A 22,478-nucleotide genomic window follows, 5' to 3' on the forward strand; every position below is an offset into this window, starting at 1 on the left:
CATTACAGCAGAAAATTCTGCGCTTGGCCCAACGAAATGTCCGTAAAGCAAGAATGGGGCCGTAGCCGCCGGGATTATGCGATGCAAAACAATACGCCGGCGCTGCGCCGGCCGGCAGAATGATATGCCGTCCCGGCCGCGAATCCGGCGCCCGTGCGGCCTGATACCGCTCTAACCTGTCCAAGCCTACAGCCGGAGAGACCGCATGCCCGCACCGCTGGTGCACGTCGAGACATCGCCAACGCTGCCCGCGCGTGCAGATGCCGTGGTCATCGGCGGCGGCATCGTCGGCGTGTTCACGGCCTATTACCTCGCGCGGCGCGGGCTCGCGGTGGCGCTGATCGAGAAGGGCCGCATCGGCGCCGAGCAGTCCAGCCGCAATTGGGGCTGGTGCCGGCAGCAGAACCGCGATGCGCGCGAGCTGCCGATGGCGACGCTGAGCCTCGATCTGTGGGAGCGCTTCGCGGCCGAGAGCGGCGAGGCGACCGGCTTCTCGCGCTGCGGGCTGTTCTATCTCAGCAATGACGAGGCGGAGCTCGCCGGCTGGACGCGCTGGGGCGAGTTCGCCAAAACCGCCGGCGTCACCACGCACATGCTCGATAGCCGCCAGGCCACGGAGCGCGGCGCTGCCACCGGGCGCAGCTGGAAGGGCGGCGTGTTCTCGCCGACCGACGGCACCGCCAGCCCCGCCGATGCCGCGCCCGCGGTGGCGCGCGCGATCCTGAAGCAGGGCGGCTCGGTGCACCAGATGTGCGCCGTGCGCGGCGTCGAGACCAGCGGCGGCCGGCTGTCGGCCGTGATCACCGAGCGCGGCACCATCCGCACGCCGGTCGCGGTGCTCGCCGCCGGCGCCTGGGCTTCGTCGTTCTGCCATCAGCTCGGTGTCGCACTGCCGATGGCCTCGATCCGCGCCTCGGCGCTCGCTCTGTCGCCGTCGGCGGAGCCGCTGCCCCCGGCGCTGCACACCGCTGCCGTCTCGATCACCCGGCGCGGCGACGGCGGCCATACGCTCGCGATCAGCGGCCGCGGCCGCGTCGATCCTACACTTCAGCAGCTGCGCTTCGCGCCGCACTTCCTGCCGATGTTCGCCAGGCGCTGGCGCAGCCTGCTGCCCGGCGGGCTCGAAGGCCTGCGCGCCGGCCACGAGACGGTCGGCCGCTGGCGGCTCGACGCGCCGACGCCGATGGAGCTGACCCGCATCCTCGATCCCCGGCCGGACCAGGCCACCATCCGCCTGACCCAGGCGCGCGCGGTCGAGCTGCTGCCGGCCTTGAAGCAGAGCCGCGTCACGGCGGCGTGGGCGAGCTACATCGATTCCACGCCCGACGGCGTGCCTGCGATCGGCGAGCTCGCCGCGCTGCCCGGCCTGATCGTCGCCGCCGGCTTCAGCGGCCACGGCTTCGGCATCGGGCCAGGTGCGGGCCATCTCATCGCCGATCTCGTGACCTCCGCCAAACCGATCGTCGATCCCAGGCCCTACGCGCCCGCGCGTTTCGCCCGGCACGAGTCCAAGGCGGTCGCAGACTTCTGAAGGTTACGTCTCCGGGACGTTAAGCCCCCGACTGCGCCAGACCGTTCGGTTCGCCAAATTCACCGGTTCGCCGCTCTGCGGCCCTTCGGTCTGCGGCTGACTTCGTCCAGTCCGTTTGGGGCCTGCTCTTGGAAGGCGTTGCAGAACAATGATGCCTTTTCCCCCCAAACGAGTTCTCAACTCTCTGATTTTGTTGGCATTCGCTGACCATGCCCCTGGGGCTTAATCCAGTTTGAAGTTCGTTCTGGCCCAACGAGGACCAGAGCATGAAGCGCAGCCGCTTTACGGAAGAGCAGATCATCGGGATTTTGAAGGAGCACGAGGCTGGCGTTCCGGTCGCCGATCTCTGCCGCAAGCATGGCGTGAGCGACGCCAGCATCTACAAGTGGAAGGCCAAGTTCGGCGGAATGGACGTCTCGGAGGCCAAGCGGCTGAAGACGCTGGAGGACGAGAATGGCGCTGGTGGCCGACACTTCACTCTCGGGCGCCCCGGTCGCCCGGGAGCTGGACCGGCCGGTCGCCGAGCGCGGCAGGCCCAAGATGGTGGTGAGCGACAACGGCAGCGAGCTCACGAGCAATGCCATCCTGACATGGACCGATCAGAGCCGTGTCGCCTGGCACTACATCGCGCCGGGCAAACCCATGCAGAACGCCTTCATCGAGAGCTTCAACGGTCGCCTGCGGATGAACAGCTGAACGAGACGCTGTTCACCTCGCTTGCTCAGGCCCGCGTCGCGCTCCGATGCTGGCGGACCGACTATAACGACGCTCGGCCGCACTCCCAGCTCGGATGGAAGACGCCATCCAAGTTCGCCGCCACCTGCAATCCGCGTCGGGATCTGGAGCTGCGCTATGCCGAGAGCTCCGCGCCAGCTCCCGCCGCTACGACCGCCCAGATGGGCACATCAAACCGCCCGAACGAACTCAGATCTGGATAAAACTTGGGGGCAAGGTCATGGGCCCTGAAAACATTCAGGCGCCGAAACCCTTCCAAGCTGAATATGAGGGTTCGATTCCCTTCACCCGCTCCAGCGCCCTCCTGCCGAAAATCTGCTGCAGCGGTCCGGTCGGGGCGGCTGACTAGTCGCAATGAATCTGTTTGCCCATCCGCCGGCACGTCCTGCCATCACTGAAATAGGTCGTGCTTCCGACCGTGTGCGACGACGTGCCATCGCTGTAGTAGGTGTGGTTGCCGATCTGCTGCGAGCTGGTGCCGTCGTTGTTGTAGGTGAAGCGCCCGATCTGCTGTGACGAGGAGCCGTCATTCCAATAAGTGTTGTTGCCGATTCGCTGTCCCGACCTCCCGTCGTCGCACAGGATCTGGTTGCCGATGAGCTGGCAGGTCTCGGCCTGAGCCGCTGTCGCCGCCCACAGGCCGAACGCGATCGCGAGAGCGTGGCGCATGAGGTCGATTCCCTAAATTACAACATCCAATCGCAACCCACGCGCGAGCGCAACGGAAAACGATCCGTGATGATCTGTGCGGATCAACGTCCGGCGCCGCGCGTCCTGGTCTTGCCGGCGGCTCGGCCGACCCGGAACGCCCGCATCTGGCCGCTGAGAAAGCGCAGCAGATGGCTGGCGGCATGCGGCAGCTCGCGGCCGCGCCGGGTGATGACGCAGGCTTCGCTCGAGGCCAGCAGGCGGTTGTCCACCGGCACGGCGGCGAGGGAGCCGTCGGCAAGATCGGCGGCGATCGCGAAGGCCGGCAGCAGCGTCAGGCCGAGGCCGCTCCTGACGAAGTGGCGGAGCACGTTGATCGAGCTGGTGGTGAGCTTCGGCGACAGGGCGATGCGCTCGGCGGCCTCCGCCATTGCCACGACCTGACGCGTGCCGTAGCTCGGATGCATCAGTCCGAGGGGGTGATCGGCGAGCTCGCGCAAGCGCAAGGGACGGCCGAGCCGCGCGAGCGCATGATCCGGCGGCATGATCGCGCAGAGCGGCTGCCGGCTCGCGGTCGCGATCCGGATGCGCGGATCGGCTGATGGGTTGAACACCAGGCCGATGTGATGGCGATCCTCGGCGACGGCATTGACGACCTCGTTGGTGCCGGCCAGATCGAACGCCATGGTGAGGTTGGGATGGCGTTGCCAGAACTGGCCGAGCGGGCCGGACATCAGGTCGCTGACGAAACCCTCGCCGAGCACGATGTCGACATGGCCGCGTTTGAGCCCCTGCAATTCGCGCAGCTTGGCGACGGTGTCGGCCTGATCGGCCTGCCATTGCCGGAAGCGCTCGACCAGCAGCGCGCCGGCCTCGGTGGCGCGGATGCCGCGGCTGAGGCGCTCGAGCAAAGTGAGGCCGAGCTCCTTTTCCAGCAGCGCGATCTGCCGGCTGATCACCGACGCGTTGACGTCGAGCGCTTCGGCGGCGGCGCGCACCGAGCCGAGGCGGATCGCCTCGTGCAGATAGTGCAGGCGGTGGTGATCGAGCAGGGCGGACATGGCTTTGGAAGCTGTTGACCTGAGGTCAACACTAGCGGCGGGCGGCGCTGATGTCTGCCCCGGAATCGTGCGGCTACGCTGGCGAGGCAAATCTGGGCAGGAGGCCACGTGACCGCGATCGGCATCATCGGACTTGGCAACATGGGGCGCGGCATCGCGCTGACGCTGAAGGGCGCGGGCTTTGCCGTCACGGGCTACGACACGCTGGCCGCGACGCGCGCGGCGCTGGCGGCCGAGGGCATTGTGGTTGTCGACGGCATCGGCAGCGTGATCGCCGCCGCCGACATCGTGATCCTGTCGCTGCCGACCGCCGGCATCGTCGCCGATGTCGTGGAAGGCGCCGGCGGCATCCTCGCGCATGCCAGGGCCGGCGTCGTCATCGTCGACACCTCGACCTCGCATCCCGAGACCTCGCGCCGGCTCGCAGCCCTTCTCAAGGCGCGCGGCATGGGCTTCGTCGATGCGCCGGTCAGCGGCGGGCCGAAGGGCGCGGCGACCGGCACCATGACGATGGTGATCGGCGCCGACGGCGATGATCTCGCGCGCGTGCTGCCGGTGCTGGAGCGCATGAGCGCCAAGCGCGTCCATGTCGGCGGCGTCGGCGCCGGCAACGTCGCCAAGATCGTCAACAATCTGCTCTGCGCCGCGCATCTGCTGACCGCCGCGGAGGCGCTACGCATCGCCGATGCGGCGGGCGTTGATGCAGTGCGGCTGCTCGAAGGGCTCAATGCCGGCTCCGGCCGCTCCGGCGTCACGATCGTCAACGTGCCCAACTGGATTCTCAACGGCGCCTTCGATTCCGGTTTCACCATGCAGCTGATGCGCAAGGACGTCAGGCTCGCGGCGCAGCTCATCGGGGAGCTCGGACTGTCGCTGCCGATGGCCACCGACACCGCGCGCATCTGGGCGGACAGCGCCGCCAGCATCGCCGACACTGATGATTTCAACCGCATCGTCGAGCTACAGCTCGGTCCGATGGCGAAGCCGTGAGCGTGCCGCCATGACCCATTTCATCGATCCCCGCCTGCGCGCCGCCACGCTGCCGTTCTGGCCTGACTTGGAGGCCGTTGGCTCCCATGTCGGCGGTGACCTGATCGTCGGCGATGGCGCGACGGTCTCGGTGAATGATCCCGCCACCGGCAGATTGCTGTTCACCTATGCCGATGCCGGTGCCGACGTGGCGGCCAAGGCGGCTGCTGCTGCGGGGGCGGGGCAGGCGGAATGGGTGAAGCTGACCGCCGCGGGCCGCGGCCGCGTGATGCAGGCGGTGGCGCGGGCGATCCTCGCCGCGGCCGAGCCGCTGGCGCATCTGGAAGCGCTGTCCGCCGGCAAGCCGATCCGCGACACCAGGGGCGAGGTCGCCAAGGTCGCGGAGATGTTCGAGTACTATGCCGGCTGGGCCGACAAATTCCACGGCGACGTCATCCCGGTGCCCTCAAGCCATCTCAACTACACGCGTCGCGAGCCGATGGGCGTGGTGCTGCAGATCACGCCGTGGAATGCGCCGATCTTCACCGCGGGCTGGCAGATCGCGCCAGCGATCAGCATGGGCAACGCCGTGCTGCTCAAGCCCTCGGAGCTGACGCCGCTGACCTCGCTGGCGCTGGCAGGCATCGCCGAACGCACGGGCTTGCCGAAGGGCGTCGTCAACGTGCTCGCCGGTTTCGGCCACACCACGGGGCAGGCGGCGCTGGCGCAGCCTGCGGTCAGGAAGGTGGTGTTCGTCGGCTCGGTACCGACCGGGCGGCTGATCGGCGAGGCTGCGGCGCGCAGGCTGTTGCCGTCGGTGCTCGAGCTCGGCGGCAAGTCCGCCAACATCGTGTTCGCCGATGCCGATCTCGAACGCGCCGCCGTCGGCGCGCAGGCCGCGATCTTCGGCGGCGCCGGACAGAGCTGCGTCGCTGGCTCCAGGCTGCTGGTGCAGAGCGCGGTCTATGACCGCTTCGTCGATCTGGTTGCAAAAGGTGCAGTGAAGATCAAATGCGGCGATCCGCTGTCGGCGGACACCGAGATCGGTCCGATCAACAACGCCAGGCAATATGATCACGTGCTGTCGTTGATCCGGGAAGGCGCGGCGGAGGGGGCGGAGATCGCCGCTGGCGCAAATGGCGTGGCGCAGGACGGCGGATATTTCGTCAAGCCGACCGTGCTCAAGAACGTCACCAACGCCATGGGTATCGCGCGCAAGGAGGTGTTTGGTCCGGTCGTCGCCGCGATCCGCTTCGACACCGAGGCGGAGGCGATCGCGATCGCCAATGACAGCGAGTTCGGCCTCGCGGGCGCGGTGTGGACCAGGGATGTCGCGCGCGCGCATCGCGTCGCAGCACAGGTCAAGGCCGGGACGTTCTGGATCAACGCCTACAAGACCATCAACGTCGCCTCGCCGTTCGGCGGCTACAACAACAGCGGCCATGGCCGCTCCTCCGGCATCGAGGCGCTGTACGAATACACGCAGGTGAAGAGCGTGTGGGTCGAGACCGCGGCCGAGCCGGCCGTGGCGTTCGGCTACGCGCCGGGCTTGCGCGACTGAGCGGGCATGGCATGATCAGTGCAAGAGCTGCGCGCCACGGAACGACCACTTAGTTCCGAAATAAGGAACGGAAACATGCCGCGCTTCGTCAACGTCGCCATTGGTCAGCTCGGCCCGATTGCCAAGAGCGAAACACGGACCGCGGTGGTTGCGCGACTGATGGCGTTGATGCGGCAGGCGCACGCCAATGGCTGCGACCTGATCGTTTATCCCGAGCTCGCGCTGACGACGTTCTTCCCGCGCTGGTACATGGCCGATCAGGCCGAGATCGACCTCTATTTCGAGCGCGAGATGCCGGGGCCGGAAACGCAGGCCTTGTTCGCGCTCGCGAAGGAGCTGCGCATCGGCTTCTGCCTGGGCTATGCCGAGCTGGCGCTCGAGGGCGGCATCGTGCACCGCTACAATACCGCCATTCTCGTCGACAAGACCGGCGCGATCGTCTCGAAATACCGCAAGGTGCATCTGCCGGGACATGCCGAGCACGAGCCGTGGCGCAAGTTCCAGCACCTGGAAAAGCGCTATTTCGAGCCCGGCAAGCGCTTCGGCGTCGCGAGCGCCTTCGGTGGCGTCATCGGCATGGCGATCTGCAACGACCGCCGCTGGCCGGAGACCTATCGCGTGATGGGGCTGCAGGGCGTCGAGATGGTGCTGATCGGCTACAACACGCCGGTGCACAATCCGCCCGCGCCGGAGCATGATGATCTCTCGCTGTTTCACAACCGCCTCGTGATGCAGTCCGGTGCCTATCAGAACGGCACCTGGGTCATCGGCGTCGCCAAGGGGGGCATCGAGGAGGGCATCGACCACATCGCCGGCAGCTGCATCATCGCACCCTCCGGCGAGATCGTCGCGGCCTGTGCCACCAAGGGCGATGAGATCGCGCTGGCGCGCTGTGACCTCGATTTGTGCAGATCCTACAAGCAGACGGTGTTCAACTTCGACGTCCATCGCCAGCCGCAGGCTTACGGCATGATCGTCGAGCGCAAGGGCGAGACGCTGATGGCCGACGGCTCGCCCGTCACAAAGCAGGCGTGACGCACGATGTTGCTGCACGGCACTTTCCGTAGCCCGCATGAGCGAAAGCAACATGCGGGTTCGCATGAACTGTGCCGGAGAACCCGGGGTCGCTGCGCGCGCCCGGGCTACGCAAATGCTTGCGCCCCGTGCCTCATTTGCGTTCAAATGAATGCACTTCACGCGTATGGCATGGGCCTTGCTTACAATTTCGGCAATTGAACTTGGCATGTTGCATCAGGAGAGAACATGGATCGCAGGACGGTATTGAAGGGATTGGCGGGCGCGGGTGGTCTGGCGCTGACGGGGATTGCGGCGCCGGCGATCGCACAAGGCGCTGCCGCACGCACCTTGCGTTTTGTGCCACAGGCCAATCTCGCCAATTTCGATCCGATCTGGGGCACGCAATATGTCGTGCGCAACGCGGCCGCGATGGTGTGGGACACGCTGTACGGCATCGACGACCAGTTCGTGCCGCAGCGCCAGATGGTGGAATCCGAGCAGGTGTCCGACGACGGCCTGACCTGGACCTTCAAGCTGCGCCCGGGACTGAAATTCCATGACGGCGAGCCGGTGCTCGCCAAGGACGTCGTCGCCAGCCTCACGCGCTGGTCGGCGCGCGATCCGATGGGCCTGATGCTGAAGGCGCTGCAGAACGAACTGACGGCCGTCGACGACAAGACCTTCAAATGGGTGTTGAAGCAGCCCTATCCGAAGATGCTGTTCGCGCTCGGCAAGGGCAATGCGCCCTGCGCCTTCATCATGCCCGAGCGCATTGCGCAGACCGACCCGTTCAAGCAGATGTCGGAATATGTCGGCTCTGGCCCGTTCAAATTCGTCAAGGGCGAGTGGGTGCCGGGCGCCAAGGCCGTGTTCGAGAAGTTCACCGACTACGTGCCGCGCCAGGAGAAGCCGGTGTGGCTCGCCGGCGGCAAGCAGGTGCTGGTCGATCGCGTCGAATGGGTGATCATGCCGGATCCTGCGACCGCGGCTGCCGCGCTGCAGAACGGTGAGGTCGACTGGTGGGAGAACCCGATCACCGATCTCGTGCCGGTGCTGAAGGGCAACAAGAACATCGGCGTCGACATCGGCGATCCCCTCGGCAATGTCGGCTCGTTCCGGATGAACCACCTGCATGCGCCGTTCAACAACGTGAAGGCGCGCCAGGCGATCCTCATGGCGATGAGCCAGGAAGATTATATGCGCGCGCTGGTCGGCGACGACAACGCGCTGTGGAAGCCGCTGCCCGGTTTCTTCACGCCGGACACGCCGCTCTATACCGAGGCGGGCGGCGACATCCTCAAAGGCAAACGCGATTTCGCGGCGGCCAAGAAGCTGCTTGAGGAGGCCGGCTATAAGGGTGAGCCGATCACCTGCGTCGTCGCGCAGGACCAGCCGATCACCAAGGCATTCGGCGACGTTACCGCCGATCTCCTCAAGAAGCTCGGCATGACCGTCGACTTCGTCGCCACCGATTGGGGCACCGTCGGCGCCCGCCGCGCGCAGAAGACGCCGCCTTCGCAAGGCGGCTGGCACATGTTCCACACCTGGCACGCAGGTGCCGACTGCATCAACCCGGCCGCCTACACCGCGCTGCGGGCCAATGGTGACAAGGCTTGGTTCGGCTGGCCGACCAGCGAGCCGGTGGAGAAGGAGATCACCAACTGGTTCAACGCCAAGTCGCTCGACGAGGAGAAGGCGGTCGCCGGCCGCATCAACAAGGCGGCCATCGACGACGTGGTGTTCGCACCCACCGGGTTCTTCCTCGGCTATACCGCTTGGCGCAAGAACGTCTCGGGCGTGACCAAGGGGCCGATCCCCTTGTTCTGGGGCGTGTCGAAGACCGCATAGGGCGAAAGACCTCCCATGCTCACCTATGCGCTCCGCCGAGTCCTGTCGACGCTGCCGGTGATGGCGATCGTCGCGCTGTTCGTCTTCAGCCTGCTCTACATCGCGCCGGGTGATCCGGCCGTTGTGATCGCAGGCGACCAGGCGAGCCCGGCCGACGTCGAGCGTATCAGAGCCAATCTCGGACTGGACCAGCCATTCCTGGTCCAGTTCGGTAGCTGGGTTTGGCGCCTGCTGCACTTCGATCTGGGCACCTCGATCTTCACCAACCTGCCGGTGTCGGCATTGATTGCCCAGCGTATCGAGCCGACGCTGTCGCTGATGATGGTCACCCTGGTCCTCACGATCATCATCGCCGTGCCGCTCGGTGTCATCGCGGCCTGGAAGGCGGGCACCTGGATCGATCGGATCATCATGGCCTTCGCCGTGTTCGGGTTCTCGGTCCCGGTGTTCGTGGTCGGCTACATCCTGGCCTACGTCTTCGCGCTGAAGTTCGATTGGCTTCCGGTGCAGGGCTACACGCCGCTGGCCCAAGGGTTCTGGCCGTGGCTGCAGAACCTGATCCTGCCGGCGGTCGCGCTCGGCTGCGTCTACATCGCGCTGATCGCGCGCATCACCCGCGCCGCGATGCTCGAGGTGCTGCAGCAGGATTACATCCGCACCGCGCGCGCCAAGGGCCTGGGGCAGGGCGGCATCCTGTTCATTCATGCGCTGAAGAATGCCGCGGTGCCGATCGTCACCGTCGTCGGTATCGGCATCGCGCTCCTGATCGGCGGCGCCGTCGTCACCGAGAGCGTGTTCGCCATTCCGGGCCTTGGCCGGCTCACCATCGATGCCATCCTGCGCCGTGACTATCCGGTCATCCAGGGCATCGTGCTCTTGTTCAGCTTCGTCTACGTGCTCGTCAATCTCCTGATCGACGTCACCTACACCCTGGTCGACCCGAGGATCCGCTATTGACCGCCACGACCTCCATATCGCCGCCGCCAGGCCTCGTCCTCGCGCCTGTTCTGCCCGACCTGATGGTCGCGCCGAAGATCCGGCGCGGCGCCATCGGCTTCCTGCGCAACCATCCGACGGTTGCGATCGGCGGCGCGCTCCTGCTGCTGCTCGTCATCATCGGCGTGTTCGCGCCATTCCTCTTTACCGTCGATCCCACCGCGATCGCGCCGGCCAAGCGCACGCGGCTGCCGTCGGCGGATTTCTGGTTCGGCACCGATGCGCTCGGCCGCGACATCTATTCCCGCGTGCTCTATGGCACCCGCGTCTCGCTGACGGTCGGCCTCGCGGTGGCGCTCGGCGCCTCCCTGATCGGCCTTACCATTGGTCTCGTCGCCGGCTTCCTGCGCTGGGCCGATGGCGTCCTGATGCGCTGCATGGACGGGCTGATGTCGATACCGCCGATCCTGCTCGCGGTGGCGCTGATGGCGCTGACGCGCGGCAGCGTCGGCAACGTCATCCTCGCCATCACCATTGCCGAGATCCCGCGCGTCGCGCGGCTGGTGCGCGGTGTCGTCCTGAGCTTGCGAGAGCAGCCCTATGTCGATGGCGCGGTCGCCTCGGGCACGCGCACGCCGATGGTGATCCTGCGCCACATCCTGCCCAACACCATGGCGCCGATGCTGGTGCAGGCGACCTACATCTGCGCCAGCGCGATGATCACCGAGGCGATCCTGTCCTTCATCGGCGCCGGCACGCCGCCGACCATCCCGTCCTGGGGCAACATCATGGCCGAAGGCCGCGCGCTGTGGCAGGTCAAGCCCTTCATCGTGTTCTTCCCCGCCGCGTTCCTCTCGGTGACCGTGCTCGCCGTCAACCTTGTCGGCGACGGCCTCCGCGACGCGCTCGACCCGCGGATGGCGAAGAGCCCATGAGCAGCGCAGTCAGAGGTCGCCGGGAGCTCAAATGATGCCGCTGCTCGAGGTCGAGAACCTCCAGGTTCATTTCCGCACGCCGACCGGCATCAACCGTGCCGTCGATGGCGTCTCCTTCCACGTCAACCCCGGCGAGACGCTCGCCATTGTCGGCGAATCCGGCTGCGGCAAGTCGGTGACGTCAATGTCGATGATGCGGCTGATCCCGGAGCCGCCGGGCAAGATCGCGGGCTCGATCAAGCTCGAGGGCAGGGACATTCTTAAGCTCTCCGACCGCGAGATGCGTCAGCTCCGCGGCAACGACATCTCGATGATCTTCCAGGAGCCGATGACGAGCCTCAACCCGGTGCTGACGGTCGGCCGCCAGATCGGCGAGACCCTGCGGCTGCATCAGGGGCTCGACCAGGCGCAGGCCGAGGCGCGCGCGGTGGAGATGCTGACGCTGGTCGGCATCCCTGAGCCGGCACGCCGCGTGCGCGAATATCCGCATCAGCTCTCTGGCGGCATGCGCCAGCGCGTGATGATCGCGATGGCGCTGGCCTGCAACCCGAAGCTCCTGATCGCGGACGAGCCGACCACCGCGCTCGACGTCACCATCCAGGCGCAGATCCTCAAGCTGATGCTGGAGCTGAAGCAGCGCGTCGGCGCCGCGATCATCCTGATTACCCACGATCTCGGCGTCGTGGCCGAGGTCGCCGAGCGCGTGATGGTGATGTATGCCGGCCGCAAGGTCGAGGAAGCGCCGGTGAAGGAGCTGTTCCGCTCGCCGCGCCATCCCTATACGCAGGGCCTGCTCGGCGCGCTGCCCAAGCTCGGCTCGTCGCTGTCCGGCGAGACCAGGCGTCTCGCCGAAATTCCCGGCCAGGTGCCGGACCTCAAGCAGCGCATCGAGGGCTGCGTGTTCGCCGGCCGCTGCGCGCTCGCGACCGATGTCTGCCGCCAATACGCGCCGGGGCTGGAGCAGAAGGCCAAGCATCACATCGCCGCCTGCCATTTCGCTGCCAAGGAGCAGGCCGCCGCATGACCATGCCGCTGCTCCAGGTCAACGACCTCAAGAAGCATTTCCCGATCCGCAGCGGCCTGTTTGGGCGAGCCAAGAGCCGGGTGCACGCCGTCGACGGCGTGTCGTTCGAGATCGCGCGCGGCGAGACGTTGTCGCTGGTCGGCGAATCCGGCTGCGGCAAGTCCACCGTCGGCCGCGCCATCCTGCGCCTGTTCGACATCACGGCCGGCCAGATCGTGCTCGACGGCACGCGGATCGACGATCTCGGCCCGGGCAGCCTGCGCGACATGCGCCGCCGCGTGCAGGTCGTGTTCCAGGACCCGTTCTCCAGCCTCAACCCGCGGATGCGGATCCGCGACATCCTGGCCGAGCCGATCAACAATTTCGGCCTCGCCAAGACTGCGGCCGAGCGCGATGAGCGCATTGCCGAGCTGATGGAGATCGTCCGGCTGCCGCGCGACGCCGTGAACCGCCGCCCGCACGAATTCTCCGGCGGCCAGCGCCAGCGCATCGGCATTGCGCGGGCGCTCGCCGCCAAGCCCGACCTGATCGTCTGCGACGAGGCGGTCTCCGCGCTCGACGTCTCCGTCAAGGCGCAGATCGTCAACCTCCTGCAGGACCTGCAGCGCGAATTCGGCCTCGCGCTGCTGTTCATCAGCCACGACCTCGCCATCGTCGAGCACATGACGCACCGCGTCGCCGTGATGTATCTCGGCCGCATCGTCGAGCTCGCCCCCAGACGGCAGATCTTTGCGTCCCCCGGCCATCCCTACACCAGGGCGCTTCTCTCAGCCGTCCCAATTCCCGAACCCGGCGCCGAGCGCACCCCGATCATTCTCAAGGGCGACGTTCCCAGCCCCGTCAACCCGCCCAAGGGCTGCCGCTTCAACACCCGCTGCCCTCTCGCATTCGACCGCTGCCGAATGGAGGCGCCCGAGCTGCGTCTGAAGGGCGAGGACCAGTGGGTGGCGTGCCATCTGGAGAATGCGTAGTTGTAGTAGCGTAGGGTGGGCAAAGGCGCTACGCGGCGAAAGCCGCGAAGCGACCTGCCCACTGCGCCCGGTGCGAATGACAGCTTGACGCACGAGACTGCCGCGCCAATCCTCATTGCGAGCGCAGCTCGCAATGAGGGAGGAGAGATGGTGCGTTTCTCGCGCGGATATGGGTGCAGCGCATAGCCCGCATGAGCGACAGCCGGCGCGCGGGACGCGCGTCGGCGCCAGCGGTCTTGCGTGCCGTGTCGGCGAACCCGGATGTCGCTGCGCTCGTCCGGGCTAGGTGGCGACCGAAAGAAACTTCGACGGCACGCGGCATCGCTGCGCCGCGCGTCGTCGCTGCAGATCATGTCTTGAGGAATGGTACCGCAGCCGCGCCCGGTTGCGACCAGACGTCGGCTCACTGGGCACGGCTCTCGCCCGCTTCAGACTGCAAGCGACCGATTGAATTTCGTCCAATAGAACGTCGCAGAGCGCGATCTGCGACAGCAGGGCGGCCTCTGTCGATTGGTGCGACGTCGGCCGATCGAGGTGTAGCTTTGCTGTGCGGATTCTGCTTAGCGATTTCAATACTGAATGATTGGACAGGTCGCCGCCTCGAATATCGGTCATTTTGCCTGCACCACCACTACACGAGATCTGTCGCATCAGGACCAATTTGGTTCAAAGCAATCGGTATGCCGCGAAGGGGGCCGCGAGCGGACAGCGCGACCTTGCGGGTCCCTCCGGCGTCTGCAAAGCAGCGCCCACGGACATCAATCGGCGGTTTACAGTTGGTTCCGAAATTGAAACTTGGCACGTTGAGTTGACGCTTTGCCTGCCTGATTGGCAACTTATCGCTCTTGGTCGAGCGATTGGCGACCTGCTGATGACCTATTGCAGCCGTGCCAGACTGGAAGACGCTCGCTGTGCCCGGCGAGGGGATGACCTGGTGCACCGCCACTGAACTGGTAATGCCTACAAGATAACTAAGAGAATGCAACGTGACCGTCTTGATAAGCATGATTGGACTCACTTCATCTCGCCTCATATCGACAGGCGTGTGGACGTTGCCAGGTTCGCGTTGTGACAAGGGCATAAGTTCATCGCTTCGGTGACCTGCTTCGCAAGATCGAGAATCTCAAGCGCCGAGCGTCGCCGGTTAGGTGTGTTGGTGTTCCGAACATTATCCTCTCCCAAAAATGCCGCGGGTCTCGGCTCGCTCGGTCACGTTCAACCCTGTCTGTCGCTGCGAGGATGCGCTTAGCGAGTCTTGATTTCGTGGTGGAGTTTTGCCCGGCCTTGGGCAGGGGATCACCGCCTCGTCCAGCACGGAACTCATGAGTTCCACTTCGCCGGGATGCCGGTTCCCGTGCCGCCACGTTCATCTCCTCTCTTACGGTCGCACTCTACAGAACCTGCTGCCTGCTCATCTCAACGAGATTGAAGCGCGTCGCGCGGCGATTTTGAAGTTATTCTCAAGTCCAAACTCTGCAAACGTTGCTCAGAATTAGCCGCAACACTAGCCAGTTACCTGCTCAAGTTAACATGTGAGAAGTCGGGAACATGATCGAGCTGCGGCGCCTAGCCGCCTCCCGCGTGACGGGAGTTTCTCGGAGTTGACTTGGATCAGTCCGGAGGACGTACTCTTCAGTATTCAAGCGAGCCGTGAGCGAGGACAGACCGATGAACTTGGACCGATCCGTGAGCCTATTGAGCCGGGCTCCCGTCATTCGTACGGACGATCCGGAGGCGATGGAGCACGCGTTGCGTACGGTCTACGGGGCAACTGGCTTCGCAGTCACCAAGGCAGATGGCTTCCAGGGGGTGGGCAACTACCTTCAGCTTGCGAATATCGGCCTTGGCTTTTGTGCCTATGGCGGGGCGAGGGCGGTCGTCAAGTTCCCGGAAAGCGACTACGCGCGCCTGCAAATTGGCCTCAAAGGCAGCGCTTTGACCGTTCTGAATCGCACGGCGATCGCGATAACCGAGCGGCAGTCCTGCATAGTTGCGCCTGGCGAACCCAACAGGATTGTGTTCGAGCCAGGTTATGAGCAGCTCATTCTTCGAATAAGCGCGAGGGCGTTGGAGCAGACATTGACGACGCTGCTCGGTGCAAAGCCAGCCGGTGTCCTCAAGTTTGATCCCATAGCGGCTGCGGTGCAGCCGAACGCTCTGGTCTTGCGCGATCTGGCGATGTTCCTCGCTCATCAGCTGGATGCGACGGCGACAGAGCTGCCGCGCGCGGTGCTGGCCGAACTGGAGCAGGCTCTCATCGTTTCCTTCCTGTCGGCTCACCGCCACAATTTCAGCGAGCTGTTGGAGAGAGCCGAAAAGGATGTCGTGCCGCGGATCGTCCGGCTGGCCGAGGAGTATATCGAGGCCTCTTGGGACCGCGCCATCACGATCGAGGCGCTGGCTTCGCAGACAGGCGTCAGCATCCGCGCGCTCTATACTGCGTTCAAGAAGAGCCGCGGATACTCGCCGATGGCGTTTGCGAAAACGGTGCGATTGCGACGGGCAAAGCAGATGCTCTCGGGGGCAGATCAGCGCACCTCCGTCTCTGCAGTCGCCTACGATTGCGGCTTCGGAAATCTCGGACACTTCGCAAGAGACTATCGCGAGATGTTCGGTGAGCTTCCATCCGAAACTCTGTTGCGCTCGCGACGAGCCGCCTAGCTCGCCTTACAGAAGCGTCGGTCAGGCCAGTCCCAATAGCGCTGGGGCAGCGGCGAAGCAAAGCGCGGGTCGCCAACTCAAGCTGAGAGCCCATCATGATGACGCCGTCCGACTGCGGCGAGGCGCCAAGAAGCGGGTCAGGTCTTTCGAATATTCTCGTCTCGTAGAAAGCGCCGCGCTTTTCAACTTGTTCGGGTCACGTTCACCTCACGTCGCTGCTGGATACGCGTAGCGAGCTTCAACTTCATGGCGGATATTCTCTCGGGGGTAGGCGGGAGGGTTGCCGCGTCGTCCAGCGCAGACCTCATGAGATGAGGCCAAGTAGTAATCTGGAAGGAAATTGAAGCGCGTCGATGAAGAAGATGGAACTGCGACACCTCGCCGCTGACCGGTGTTTTCCCGGAGTATCAGTTCGGTCAAACCGAGGTACCATCTTCCGATGAACCTAGATCAATCCGTAAGCCTGCTGAGCCGCGCTCCCGTCATTCGTACAGACGATCCGGAGGCGATGGAGCACGCGTTGCGTACCGTCTACGGGGCAACTGGCTTCACAGTCACCAAGCCAGATGGCTTCCTGGGGGTGGGCAACTACCTTCGGCTTGCGAATATCGGCCTTGGCTTTTGTTCATATGACGGGGGAACGTCGGTCGTCAAGTTCCCGGAGGGCGACTTCGCGCGCCTGCAAATTGGCCTCAAAGGCAGAGCTTTGACCGTTCTAAATCGCACGGCGATCGCGATAACTGAGCGGCAGGCCTGTATAATTCCGCCGGGTGAACCGATCAGGATTGTGTTCGAGCCAGGTTATGCGCAGCTCATTCTTCGAATAAGTACGGGGGCGCTGGAAAGGTCGTTGACGACGCTCCTGGGCGCAAAGCCGGCTGGCGTCCTCAGGTTTGATCCCATGGCGGCTGCGGTGCAGCCGAACGCTCTGGTTTTGCGCGATCTGACGATGTTCCTCGCTCATCAGCTGGATGCGACGGCTACAGAGCTGCCACGCGCGGTGCTGGCCGAACTGGAGCAGGCTCTCATCGTTTCCTTCCTGTCGGCTCACCGCCACAATTTCAGCGAGCTGTTGGAGAGAGACGAAAAGGACGTCGCGCCGCGGATCGTTCGGCTGACCGAAGAGTATATCGAGGCCTCTTGTGGGCGCGCCATCACGATCGAGGAGCTGGCATCGCAGACAGGCGTCAGCATCCGCGCGCTGTATGCGGCGTTTAAAAAAAGCCGCGGATACTCTCCGACGACGTTTGCAAAAACGGTGCGATTGCGACAGGCAAAACAGATGCTCTCGGGGGCAGATCAGCGCACCTCCGTCTCTGCAGTCGCCTTCAATTGCGGCTTCGGAAATCTCGGACACTTCGCAAGAGACTATCGCGAGATGTTCGGTGAGCTTCCATCCGACACTCTGTCGCGCGGGCGGCGAGCCGCCTAGCTCGCCTGACAGAGGCGCCGGGCAGGACCATTCCAAAGAGCGCCGGGGCCAGCAACGCGCGGTGGGCAGGTTGTGCCCGGCGAAGCTTGCTGATGATGTCCAGTATTCGCAGCCAGGCTGGGCCACCGTGCTGGGTCTGGAGGCAAAGCGACCGAACTGCGACATTACGGGCGACGTGTCATAGTCATGCGCTCGGCGGCGGACATGCTGCAGGGCGGGTCAAGGCGTGCACGCGACCATTCGCCGCTAGCGACATGCCATGGCGATTCACGCACCTCCCGCTCGGCGATGGGGGCAGCTGCACCCCCGCTTGCCTGGCCTGCGATTGAAGGCTTCGCAGGCTGCGACCGGCCTGCCACACCAATACAGCCAATCGTCCATATGCCGTGCCGTCGCCGGGCGCGTGCATTGTCAGGAGCCCTTATGGCGATTAAAGATTCCGACCCAGACCGCGTCGGCACCGCTAGCCTTCCCGCGCGGTCGCGCATTCGATGAGGCCGCCATGCATCTTGCCCATGATCCCACAGCGCCGGCGGCAGCAGGGATCAGCTTCGACCAGTTCCTGGCCGTCGACATCCGCATCGGCACCATCGTCGCGGCCGAGCCCTATCCGGAGGCGCGCAAACCGTCGCTGAAGCTGACCATCGATTTCGGGCCCGGCATCGGCACCAGGCGCTCCAGCGCCCAGATCGCCACGCTCTACGATCCGGCCACCCTGGTCGGCCGCCAGGTGGCCGGCGTCGTCAACTTCCCGCCGCGCCAGATCGGCAAGTTCATGTCCGAGGTGCTGACGCTCGGCTTTCCCGATGAACAGGGCAACGTCGTGCTGTTCCAGCCCGACAAGCGCGTGCCGAACGGCGCGCGGCTGTTCTGACGCGCGGAGAGCCGACCGCCATGGATATGCTGCTCGAACCTGTTACGCTGCCGCCGTTCCCCGAAGGCCTCAGGATCTCGCTCAGGCAGATGCATCTTCTCCAGGCTCCCATGGGCGGCACCCTGGTGACCGGCGGCGCCACCTTCCGCGTGTTCGCGCCGCATGCCAAGGCGGTCTACGTCTCCGGCCCGTTCAACGACTGGGCGCAGGACGCGAGCTGCCGGCTGGCGCCGATCGGCAACGGCCATTGGGCGATCTTCGTGCCGTCTCTGAAGGACGGCGACGCCTATATGTACTTCGTCGAGGGTGAAGGCAGCTCCGGCTACAAGCGCGATCCGCATGCACGGCTGCTCACGGTTGATCCGCCGTTTCCGCAGGCGCATTCGGTGCTGCGCAATCCGCACGCCTTTCCCTGGCACGACACCGACTACACGCCGCCGCCCAACAACGAGCTCGTGATCTATCAGCTCCATGTCGGCACCTTCGACATGAAGGCGGGCAATCCCGACGGCTGCTTCTTCGACGTGATCGAGCGCGTGCCGCATCTGGCGAAGCTCGGCGTCAACGCGATCGAGCTGTTGCCGGTGCAGGAATTCCCGACCATGTTCAGCATGGGTTACAACGGCACCGACCTGTTCAGCCCGGAGAGCGAGTACGGGGAGGCAGAAGACGCGCATCTCGCGGCCTACTTCAAACGCACCAACGAGATCCTCGTCGCAGCCGGCGCGACACCTTACGCCGATATCGGCGTGGTGCGTCACTGTGACGACCAGCTCCGCGCGCTGATCGACGTCTGCCATGTCCATGGCGTCGCCATGCTGTTCGACGTCGTCTACAACCACGCCGGCGGCGGTTTTGACGAGAGCAGCATCTGGTTCTTCGACCGTCAGGCCTATGGCGATCCCAATCGCAGCCTGTATTTCACCGATCAGGGCTGGGCGGGCGGCCAGGTGTTCGCCTACTGGAACGCCGACGTGCGGCGGTATCTCGTCGACAACGCCGTGATGTTCTATCGCGAGTATCACGCCGACGGCCTGCGTTTCGACGAGGTCAGCGTGATGGACCGCTTCGGCGGCTGGGCGACCTGCCAGCAGCTCACCGAGGCGCTGCGCGCGGAGAAGCCGGATGCGATCCAGATTGCCGAATTCTGGCCGGTCAATCCGTGGGTGGTGAAGGACATCGCCACGGGCGGCGCGGGCTTCGATGCGACCTGGAGCGACGGCCTGCGGCTCGCCGTGCGCGGCGCGATCGCCAGCGCGGCAGGTGGGGCAGGGGCTCAGGTTGCGATGCAGCCGATCGCCACTGCCATCGCCGATCTCGGCCTGGGCCAGCGCTGGCGCGCCGTCAACTCGATCGAGAACCACGACATCGTCTATGCCGGCCGCGAGCCGCGCATCTCGCGTCTCGCCGATCCCGTCGACAGCCGTTGCTGGTACGCGCGCAGCCGCAGCCGCGTCGCCACCAGCCTGCTGCTGACCGCGCCCGGCGTCCCGATGCTGTTCATGGGCCAGGAGCTGTTCGAGGACCGGCCGTGGAGCGACACGCCGAGCCTGGACACGACCATCCAATGGGCGCTGCTCGACGGCGAGGACAAGATCACCGCTGATGCGATGCGCTTCACGCGCGAGCTGATCGCGATCCGCCGCACCCATCCGGCGCTGACCGCGGAGGGATGCGCCATCGTCCACGTCCATGACGGCAACCGCGTGCTCGCCTTCCACCGCTGGGACGGCCAGGGCGACGACGTGATGGTGATCGTCAGCCTCAGCGAGACGCCATGGCGCGACTACGCGATCGGCTTTCCGGCAGCGGGGCAGTGGAAGGAGGTATTCAACAGCGACGTCTATGACAACTGGGTCAATCCGGATGTGGTCGGCAACAATGGCGCGGTCAGCGCAGGCGGCCCGCCGCTGCACGGCCAGCCGTGCTCGGCGATGGTGACGATCCCCGCGAATGGCGTACTGGTGTTTGCGCGGGCGTGACGGCCGTAGGGTGGGCCAAGGCGCATCCGCACTCTGTCCACGATCGAGATCGTCATGGCGCCGTGCCCACCATCTTTGCTGATGCGTTCGCGGATGGAAGGTGGGCACGCCGCCGCCTTCGGCGGCCGCTTTGCCCACCCTACGGCAGCGCGCCCGCAGCGACGACCTGTGGAAGATGAACGCTTGGTCTTTCCTCCGTCATTGCGAGCGCAGCGAAGCAATCCAGACTTTCTCTGCGGAGGGACTCTGGATTGCTTCGCTGCGCTCGCAATGACGTGGTGAGAGCGGGGCGTGCCATGAGCAGATCGACCTGCTGAATGGGACTACACGATCAGCCGGCCCTGGCGCTCCGCGATCCCGATCACCGCCTCGGTCCCCGCATTGAAATCCAGATGGTCGGCCTCGATGCCGTCGGAGAAAATGACGCCGTTCTCGGGCATCAGCGAGCGCAGGCGCAGTGTTTCGGCGCCGTTCAGCCCTCCGCAGACCAGGGATGTCTGTGACGTCTTGCTCGGGAACGGCTCGCGCACGGCAAAGCGCAAGCTCCGGGCGTCCCAGGGCAGGGCGGTGTAGTCGCCGCCCGTCGTGGGGCTGCCGAAGTTGCCGGCGATCGCCAGCGCGCCGGTGACGATGCTCTTGAACCACGCAGTCGAGCCGAGTCCGGTCGCGACGATCAGGCCGCTGGAGGACTGCCGCTCCTGATGCTCGCGGGTCGCGATCTCGTAGCGGGCCGAGACATGCGTGCGCGCGCCGATGAAGAGGTCGTTGACCGCATGGAGCACCTGGCCGTCGGCGAGGCTCGCGCGCGCCATGGTCACCGTCTTGGCCGCGCGCCGGTCGGCAGCAACCTCCGGCAGCAGGTTCGCGAGATCGGCCGGCGCGAACGGCAGCAGCACGCCGTCATGCCGGGCCGCGTCCGGGTTCAGGCCGAGCAGCGGCTGGCCGTCGAGATATTTCATGGTGTTGGCGACGAGCCCGTCGGGGCCGAGCGCCGCGACGATGTCGGCGGGGCCGAAGATGAAGTTCGGCAGGAAGCCGCGGTCGACGATCTGGTAGCGGCCCCAGCGCTCCAGCGTCTGGACGCTGGTCAAGCGCGCGGCCTGGTAGGCCGCGTGCTCGCGTTCGTAGTCGGAGAAGTCGGCGCCGAGATGCTCGACATAGAAGCGGGCCTGGTCCGCGGTGAGGAATCTGGTGATCAGCTCCTCGAGCCGCGTTCTCCTGACAACCAGCACCACCTTGCGGTCATTGCCGGACACGGGCGGCCTCCGCGGGCTTCTGCATCAGGCTGTTCAGGAGCTCCGGCGAGACGTTCAGCTGCCCGATCTTCTCGGCCTTTTCGGCGAGGCCCGAGAACGCCTGCGCGATCAACTGGCCGGGTTGCATGCCGGTGGCGGCGAGCGCCTGGATCACGCGGGTGTCGACGCCCTCGAAGATCTTCATCAGCGCGCCGACGCGATAGGCTTCGGCATCCGCCAAAGTGCGGGTGTTCGCCGCATTCAGCGACACGAAATCCTTCCGCTTGGCCTCCAGCCCGATATCGGCGACCATGCCGGCCTCGCGCAGCTCGTTCTTCTTCGCGGCGACGCTGGCCTCCGCATCCATCTGCGTCTCGCGGATCGAGCGCTTCTTCTGCTCGACCGCGATCTCCGTGTCGAGCTCGCTCTCGCGGATCGCCCGCTCGCGCTCGACGGCGAAATTGCGCCGCGCGAAGATGGCTTCGTCCGCGGTCCTCAGGATCGCCTCGCGCGCCTCGGCCTCCAGCGCCTTGGCGGTCTCCGGCGTCGGCTTCACCGCGCGCACGGCGACGCCGAGGATCTCCAGGCCCAGCGCCTCGATGTCGGCGCGCCGCTTCAGTCCGGCCGCAATCGTCTCGGCGATGCGGTCGGAGGCGCGCAGCGCTTCCTTCAGGGTCATGTCCTTGACGGCCTGCTGCGCCAGCACCTCGACCGCGCCGAGCACGCGCTGCGGCAGCTCCTCCGGGTCATCAGACTCGTAGGTCTTGCCGTCGCGCTTGAGCGTGAAGTTGAGCATCGCCGCCGCCTTCCTCGGCTCGCCGATGCGGTAGGTCACCTGGCCCTGGATCGTCAGCGTCTGAAAGTCGCGGGCGATCTGCTGGAAGATGAAGGCGGCGTCGCGGCTGCCGATGGGGATCGCGACCAGGGAAGTGGCGGGCCCGTAATAGAAGGTGGAGAGCCCGGCACCCTCCTCGACCACGCTGCCGGCGCGGTACTTGAGGAGATAGGTGGTGGGTTGGGCCTTGATGAAGCGTAAGCCGAACATGGCGGCCTCCTGA

The 22,478-nt window shown here is 65.5% G+C and carries 19 protein-coding genes and 2 pseudogenes; 16 read left to right on the forward strand and 5 right to left on the reverse strand.

Annotation, left to right across the window (positions count from 1 at the left end; translation table 11 throughout):
- Nucleotides 1-205: 205 nt before the first annotated feature.
- The 4 genes and pseudogenes from QX073_RS02640 to QX073_RS34390 all read left to right on the forward strand — a co-directional run.
- A complete protein-coding gene (locus QX073_RS02640; RefSeq protein ID WP_316225279.1) occupies nucleotides 206-1,531 on the forward strand; it encodes an FAD-binding oxidoreductase in 1,326 nt (441 codons plus the stop codon).
- 266 nt (nucleotides 1,532-1,797) lie between these two features.
- Nucleotides 1,798-1,986, forward strand: a pseudogene (locus QX073_RS34380) (transposase); the annotation flags it as partial.
- Complete coding sequence (locus tag QX073_RS34385) at nucleotides 1,985-2,227, forward strand: integrase core domain-containing protein (protein ID WP_410052354.1); 243 nt, start codon at nucleotides 1,985-1,987, stop codon at nucleotides 2,225-2,227. The pseudogene QX073_RS34380 and the gene QX073_RS34385, both read left to right, overlap by 2 nt.
- Nucleotides 2,198-2,469 (forward strand): annotated as a pseudogene (locus QX073_RS34390) (integrase core domain-containing protein); the annotation flags it as partial. The gene QX073_RS34385 and the pseudogene QX073_RS34390, both read left to right, overlap by 30 nt.
- 142 nt (nucleotides 2,470-2,611) lie before the next feature.
- Here QX073_RS34390 and QX073_RS02650 read toward each other — a convergent pair.
- Together QX073_RS02650 and QX073_RS02655 are read right to left on the reverse strand one after the other, a co-directional pair.
- Nucleotides 2,612-2,935, reverse strand: coding sequence for a hypothetical protein (locus QX073_RS02650; RefSeq protein ID WP_316225280.1), 324 nt, complete (start codon nucleotides 2,933-2,935; stop codon nucleotides 2,612-2,614).
- Between the two features lie 83 nt (nucleotides 2,936-3,018).
- Nucleotides 3,019-3,975, reverse strand: a complete 957-nt coding sequence (locus tag QX073_RS02655; protein ID WP_316225281.1) for a LysR family transcriptional regulator — start codon at nucleotides 3,973-3,975, stop codon at nucleotides 3,019-3,021.
- A 108-nt stretch (nucleotides 3,976-4,083) separates the two neighbouring features.
- On the opposite strand from QX073_RS02655, the gene QX073_RS02660 reads away from it, so the two are divergent.
- The 8 genes from QX073_RS02660 to QX073_RS02695 all read left to right on the forward strand — a co-directional run bounded on the left by QX073_RS02660 (nucleotide 4,084) and on the right by QX073_RS02695 (nucleotide 13,236).
- A complete protein-coding gene (locus QX073_RS02660; RefSeq protein WP_316225282.1) occupies nucleotides 4,084-4,965 on the forward strand; it encodes an NAD(P)-dependent oxidoreductase in 882 nt (293 codons plus the stop codon).
- A gap of 10 nt (nucleotides 4,966-4,975) precedes the next feature.
- Nucleotides 4,976-6,505 (forward strand): aldehyde dehydrogenase family protein, encoded by a 1,530-nt coding sequence (locus QX073_RS02665; RefSeq protein ID WP_316188429.1) that lies wholly within the window; start codon nucleotides 4,976-4,978, stop codon nucleotides 6,503-6,505.
- A 75-nt stretch (nucleotides 6,506-6,580) separates the two neighbouring features.
- On the forward strand, nucleotides 6,581-7,540 hold the full coding sequence (locus tag QX073_RS02670) for an N-carbamoyl-D-amino-acid hydrolase (protein WP_316186809.1): 960 nt from the start codon (nucleotides 6,581-6,583) through the stop codon (nucleotides 7,538-7,540).
- Between the two features lie 228 nt (nucleotides 7,541-7,768).
- Nucleotides 7,769-9,370, forward strand: coding sequence for an ABC transporter substrate-binding protein (locus QX073_RS02675; protein WP_315827317.1), 1,602 nt, complete (start codon nucleotides 7,769-7,771; stop codon nucleotides 9,368-9,370).
- 15 nt (nucleotides 9,371-9,385) lie between these two features.
- Nucleotides 9,386-10,327 (forward strand): ABC transporter permease, encoded by a 942-nt coding sequence (locus tag QX073_RS02680; RefSeq protein WP_315714604.1) that lies wholly within the window; start codon nucleotides 9,386-9,388, stop codon nucleotides 10,325-10,327.
- Nucleotides 10,324-11,241: an ABC transporter permease gene (locus tag QX073_RS02685; protein ID WP_315714603.1), complete on the forward strand. Its 918-nt coding sequence runs from the start codon at nucleotides 10,324-10,326 to the stop codon at nucleotides 11,239-11,241. Before QX073_RS02680 ends, QX073_RS02685 begins: the two co-directional genes overlap by 4 nt.
- Nucleotides 11,242-11,275: 34 nt before the next feature.
- A complete protein-coding gene (locus tag QX073_RS02690; RefSeq protein ID WP_316174035.1) occupies nucleotides 11,276-12,265 on the forward strand; it encodes an ABC transporter ATP-binding protein in 990 nt (329 codons plus the stop codon).
- Nucleotides 12,262-13,236, forward strand: a complete 975-nt coding sequence (locus tag QX073_RS02695) for an oligopeptide/dipeptide ABC transporter ATP-binding protein (protein ID WP_316174012.1) — start codon at nucleotides 12,262-12,264, stop codon at nucleotides 13,234-13,236. The genes QX073_RS02690 and QX073_RS02695 overlap by 4 nt, the downstream gene beginning before the upstream one ends.
- A 631-nt stretch (nucleotides 13,237-13,867) precedes the next feature.
- On the opposite strand, the gene QX073_RS02700 is transcribed toward QX073_RS02695, so the two are convergent.
- A complete protein-coding gene (locus QX073_RS02700; protein ID WP_316174010.1) occupies nucleotides 13,868-14,242 on the reverse strand; it encodes a hypothetical protein in 375 nt (124 codons plus the stop codon).
- A gap of 662 nt (nucleotides 14,243-14,904) precedes the next feature.
- Here QX073_RS02700 and QX073_RS02705 point away from each other — a divergent pair.
- The 4 genes from QX073_RS02705 to QX073_RS02720 all read left to right on the forward strand — a co-directional run bounded on the left by QX073_RS02705 (nucleotide 14,905) and on the right by QX073_RS02720 (nucleotide 20,185).
- Entirely contained in the window at nucleotides 14,905-15,897 is a 993-nt protein-coding gene (locus QX073_RS02705; RefSeq protein ID WP_315749542.1) for an AraC family transcriptional regulator, read from the forward strand.
- Nucleotides 15,898-16,336: 439 nt separating this feature from the next.
- Nucleotides 16,337-17,329, forward strand: a complete 993-nt coding sequence (locus QX073_RS02710; protein ID WP_315714598.1) for an AraC family transcriptional regulator — start codon at nucleotides 16,337-16,339, stop codon at nucleotides 17,327-17,329.
- Nucleotides 17,330-17,831: 502 nt separating this feature from the next.
- The gene (locus tag QX073_RS02715) at nucleotides 17,832-18,203 is read left to right on the forward strand and encodes a tRNA-binding protein (RefSeq protein WP_315749546.1); all 372 of its coding nucleotides are present in this window, start codon (nucleotides 17,832-17,834) and stop codon (nucleotides 18,201-18,203) included.
- A 20-nt stretch (nucleotides 18,204-18,223) separates the two neighbouring features.
- Nucleotides 18,224-20,185: an alpha amylase C-terminal domain-containing protein gene (locus QX073_RS02720; RefSeq protein ID WP_316225283.1), complete on the forward strand. Its 1,962-nt coding sequence runs from the start codon at nucleotides 18,224-18,226 to the stop codon at nucleotides 20,183-20,185.
- A gap of 323 nt (nucleotides 20,186-20,508) precedes the next feature.
- On the opposite strand, the gene QX073_RS02725 is transcribed toward QX073_RS02720, so the two are convergent.
- Together QX073_RS02725 and QX073_RS02730 are read right to left on the reverse strand one after the other, a co-directional pair.
- On the reverse strand, nucleotides 20,509-21,441 hold the full coding sequence (locus QX073_RS02725; protein WP_316174007.1) for a sugar kinase: 933 nt from the start codon (nucleotides 21,439-21,441) through the stop codon (nucleotides 20,509-20,511).
- Complete coding sequence (locus QX073_RS02730) at nucleotides 21,428-22,465, reverse strand: SPFH domain-containing protein (protein ID WP_316171193.1); 1,038 nt, start codon at nucleotides 22,463-22,465, stop codon at nucleotides 21,428-21,430. The genes QX073_RS02725 and QX073_RS02730 overlap by 14 nt, the downstream gene beginning before the upstream one ends.
- Nucleotides 22,466-22,478 lie beyond the last annotated feature (13 nt).

This window comes from Bradyrhizobium sp. SZCCHNS3052, assembly GCF_032484495.1.
Taxonomy (GTDB): domain Bacteria; phylum Pseudomonadota; class Alphaproteobacteria; order Rhizobiales; family Xanthobacteraceae; genus Bradyrhizobium.

Coding starts and splice junctions, on each gene's coding strand:
- QX073_RS02695 (WP_316174012.1), top strand. CDS start 12,262: ATGACCATGCCGCTGCTCCAGGTCAACGACCTCAAGAAGCATTTCCCG.
- QX073_RS02710 (WP_315714598.1), top strand. CDS start 16,337: ATGAACCTAGATCAATCCGTAAGCCTGCTGAGCCGCGCTCCCGTCATT.
- QX073_RS02665 (WP_316188429.1), top strand. CDS start 4,976: ATGACCCATTTCATCGATCCCCGCCTGCGCGCCGCCACGCTGCCGTTC.
- QX073_RS02640 (WP_316225279.1), top strand. CDS start 206: ATGCCCGCACCGCTGGTGCACGTCGAGACATCGCCAACGCTGCCCGCG.
- QX073_RS02715 (WP_315749546.1), top strand. CDS start 17,832: ATGCATCTTGCCCATGATCCCACAGCGCCGGCGGCAGCAGGGATCAGC.
- QX073_RS02730 (WP_316171193.1), bottom strand. CDS start 22,465: ATGTTCGGCTTACGCTTCATCAAGGCCCAACCCACCACCTATCTCCTC.
- QX073_RS02720 (WP_316225283.1), top strand. CDS start 18,224: ATGGATATGCTGCTCGAACCTGTTACGCTGCCGCCGTTCCCCGAAGGC.
- QX073_RS02680 (WP_315714604.1), top strand. CDS start 9,386: ATGCTCACCTATGCGCTCCGCCGAGTCCTGTCGACGCTGCCGGTGATG.
- QX073_RS02690 (WP_316174035.1), top strand. CDS start 11,276: ATGCCGCTGCTCGAGGTCGAGAACCTCCAGGTTCATTTCCGCACGCCG.
- QX073_RS02670 (WP_316186809.1), top strand. CDS start 6,581: ATGCCGCGCTTCGTCAACGTCGCCATTGGTCAGCTCGGCCCGATTGCC.
- QX073_RS02655 (WP_316225281.1), bottom strand. CDS start 3,975: ATGTCCGCCCTGCTCGATCACCACCGCCTGCACTATCTGCACGAGGCG.
- QX073_RS02705 (WP_315749542.1), top strand. CDS start 14,905: ATGAACTTGGACCGATCCGTGAGCCTATTGAGCCGGGCTCCCGTCATT.
- QX073_RS02675 (WP_315827317.1), top strand. CDS start 7,769: ATGGATCGCAGGACGGTATTGAAGGGATTGGCGGGCGCGGGTGGTCTG.
- QX073_RS34385 (WP_410052354.1), top strand. CDS start 1,985: ATGGCGCTGGTGGCCGACACTTCACTCTCGGGCGCCCCGGTCGCCCGG.
- QX073_RS02650 (WP_316225280.1), bottom strand. CDS start 2,935: ATGCGCCACGCTCTCGCGATCGCGTTCGGCCTGTGGGCGGCGACAGCG.
- QX073_RS02700 (WP_316174010.1), bottom strand. CDS start 14,242: ATGCTTATCAAGACGGTCACGTTGCATTCTCTTAGTTATCTTGTAGGC.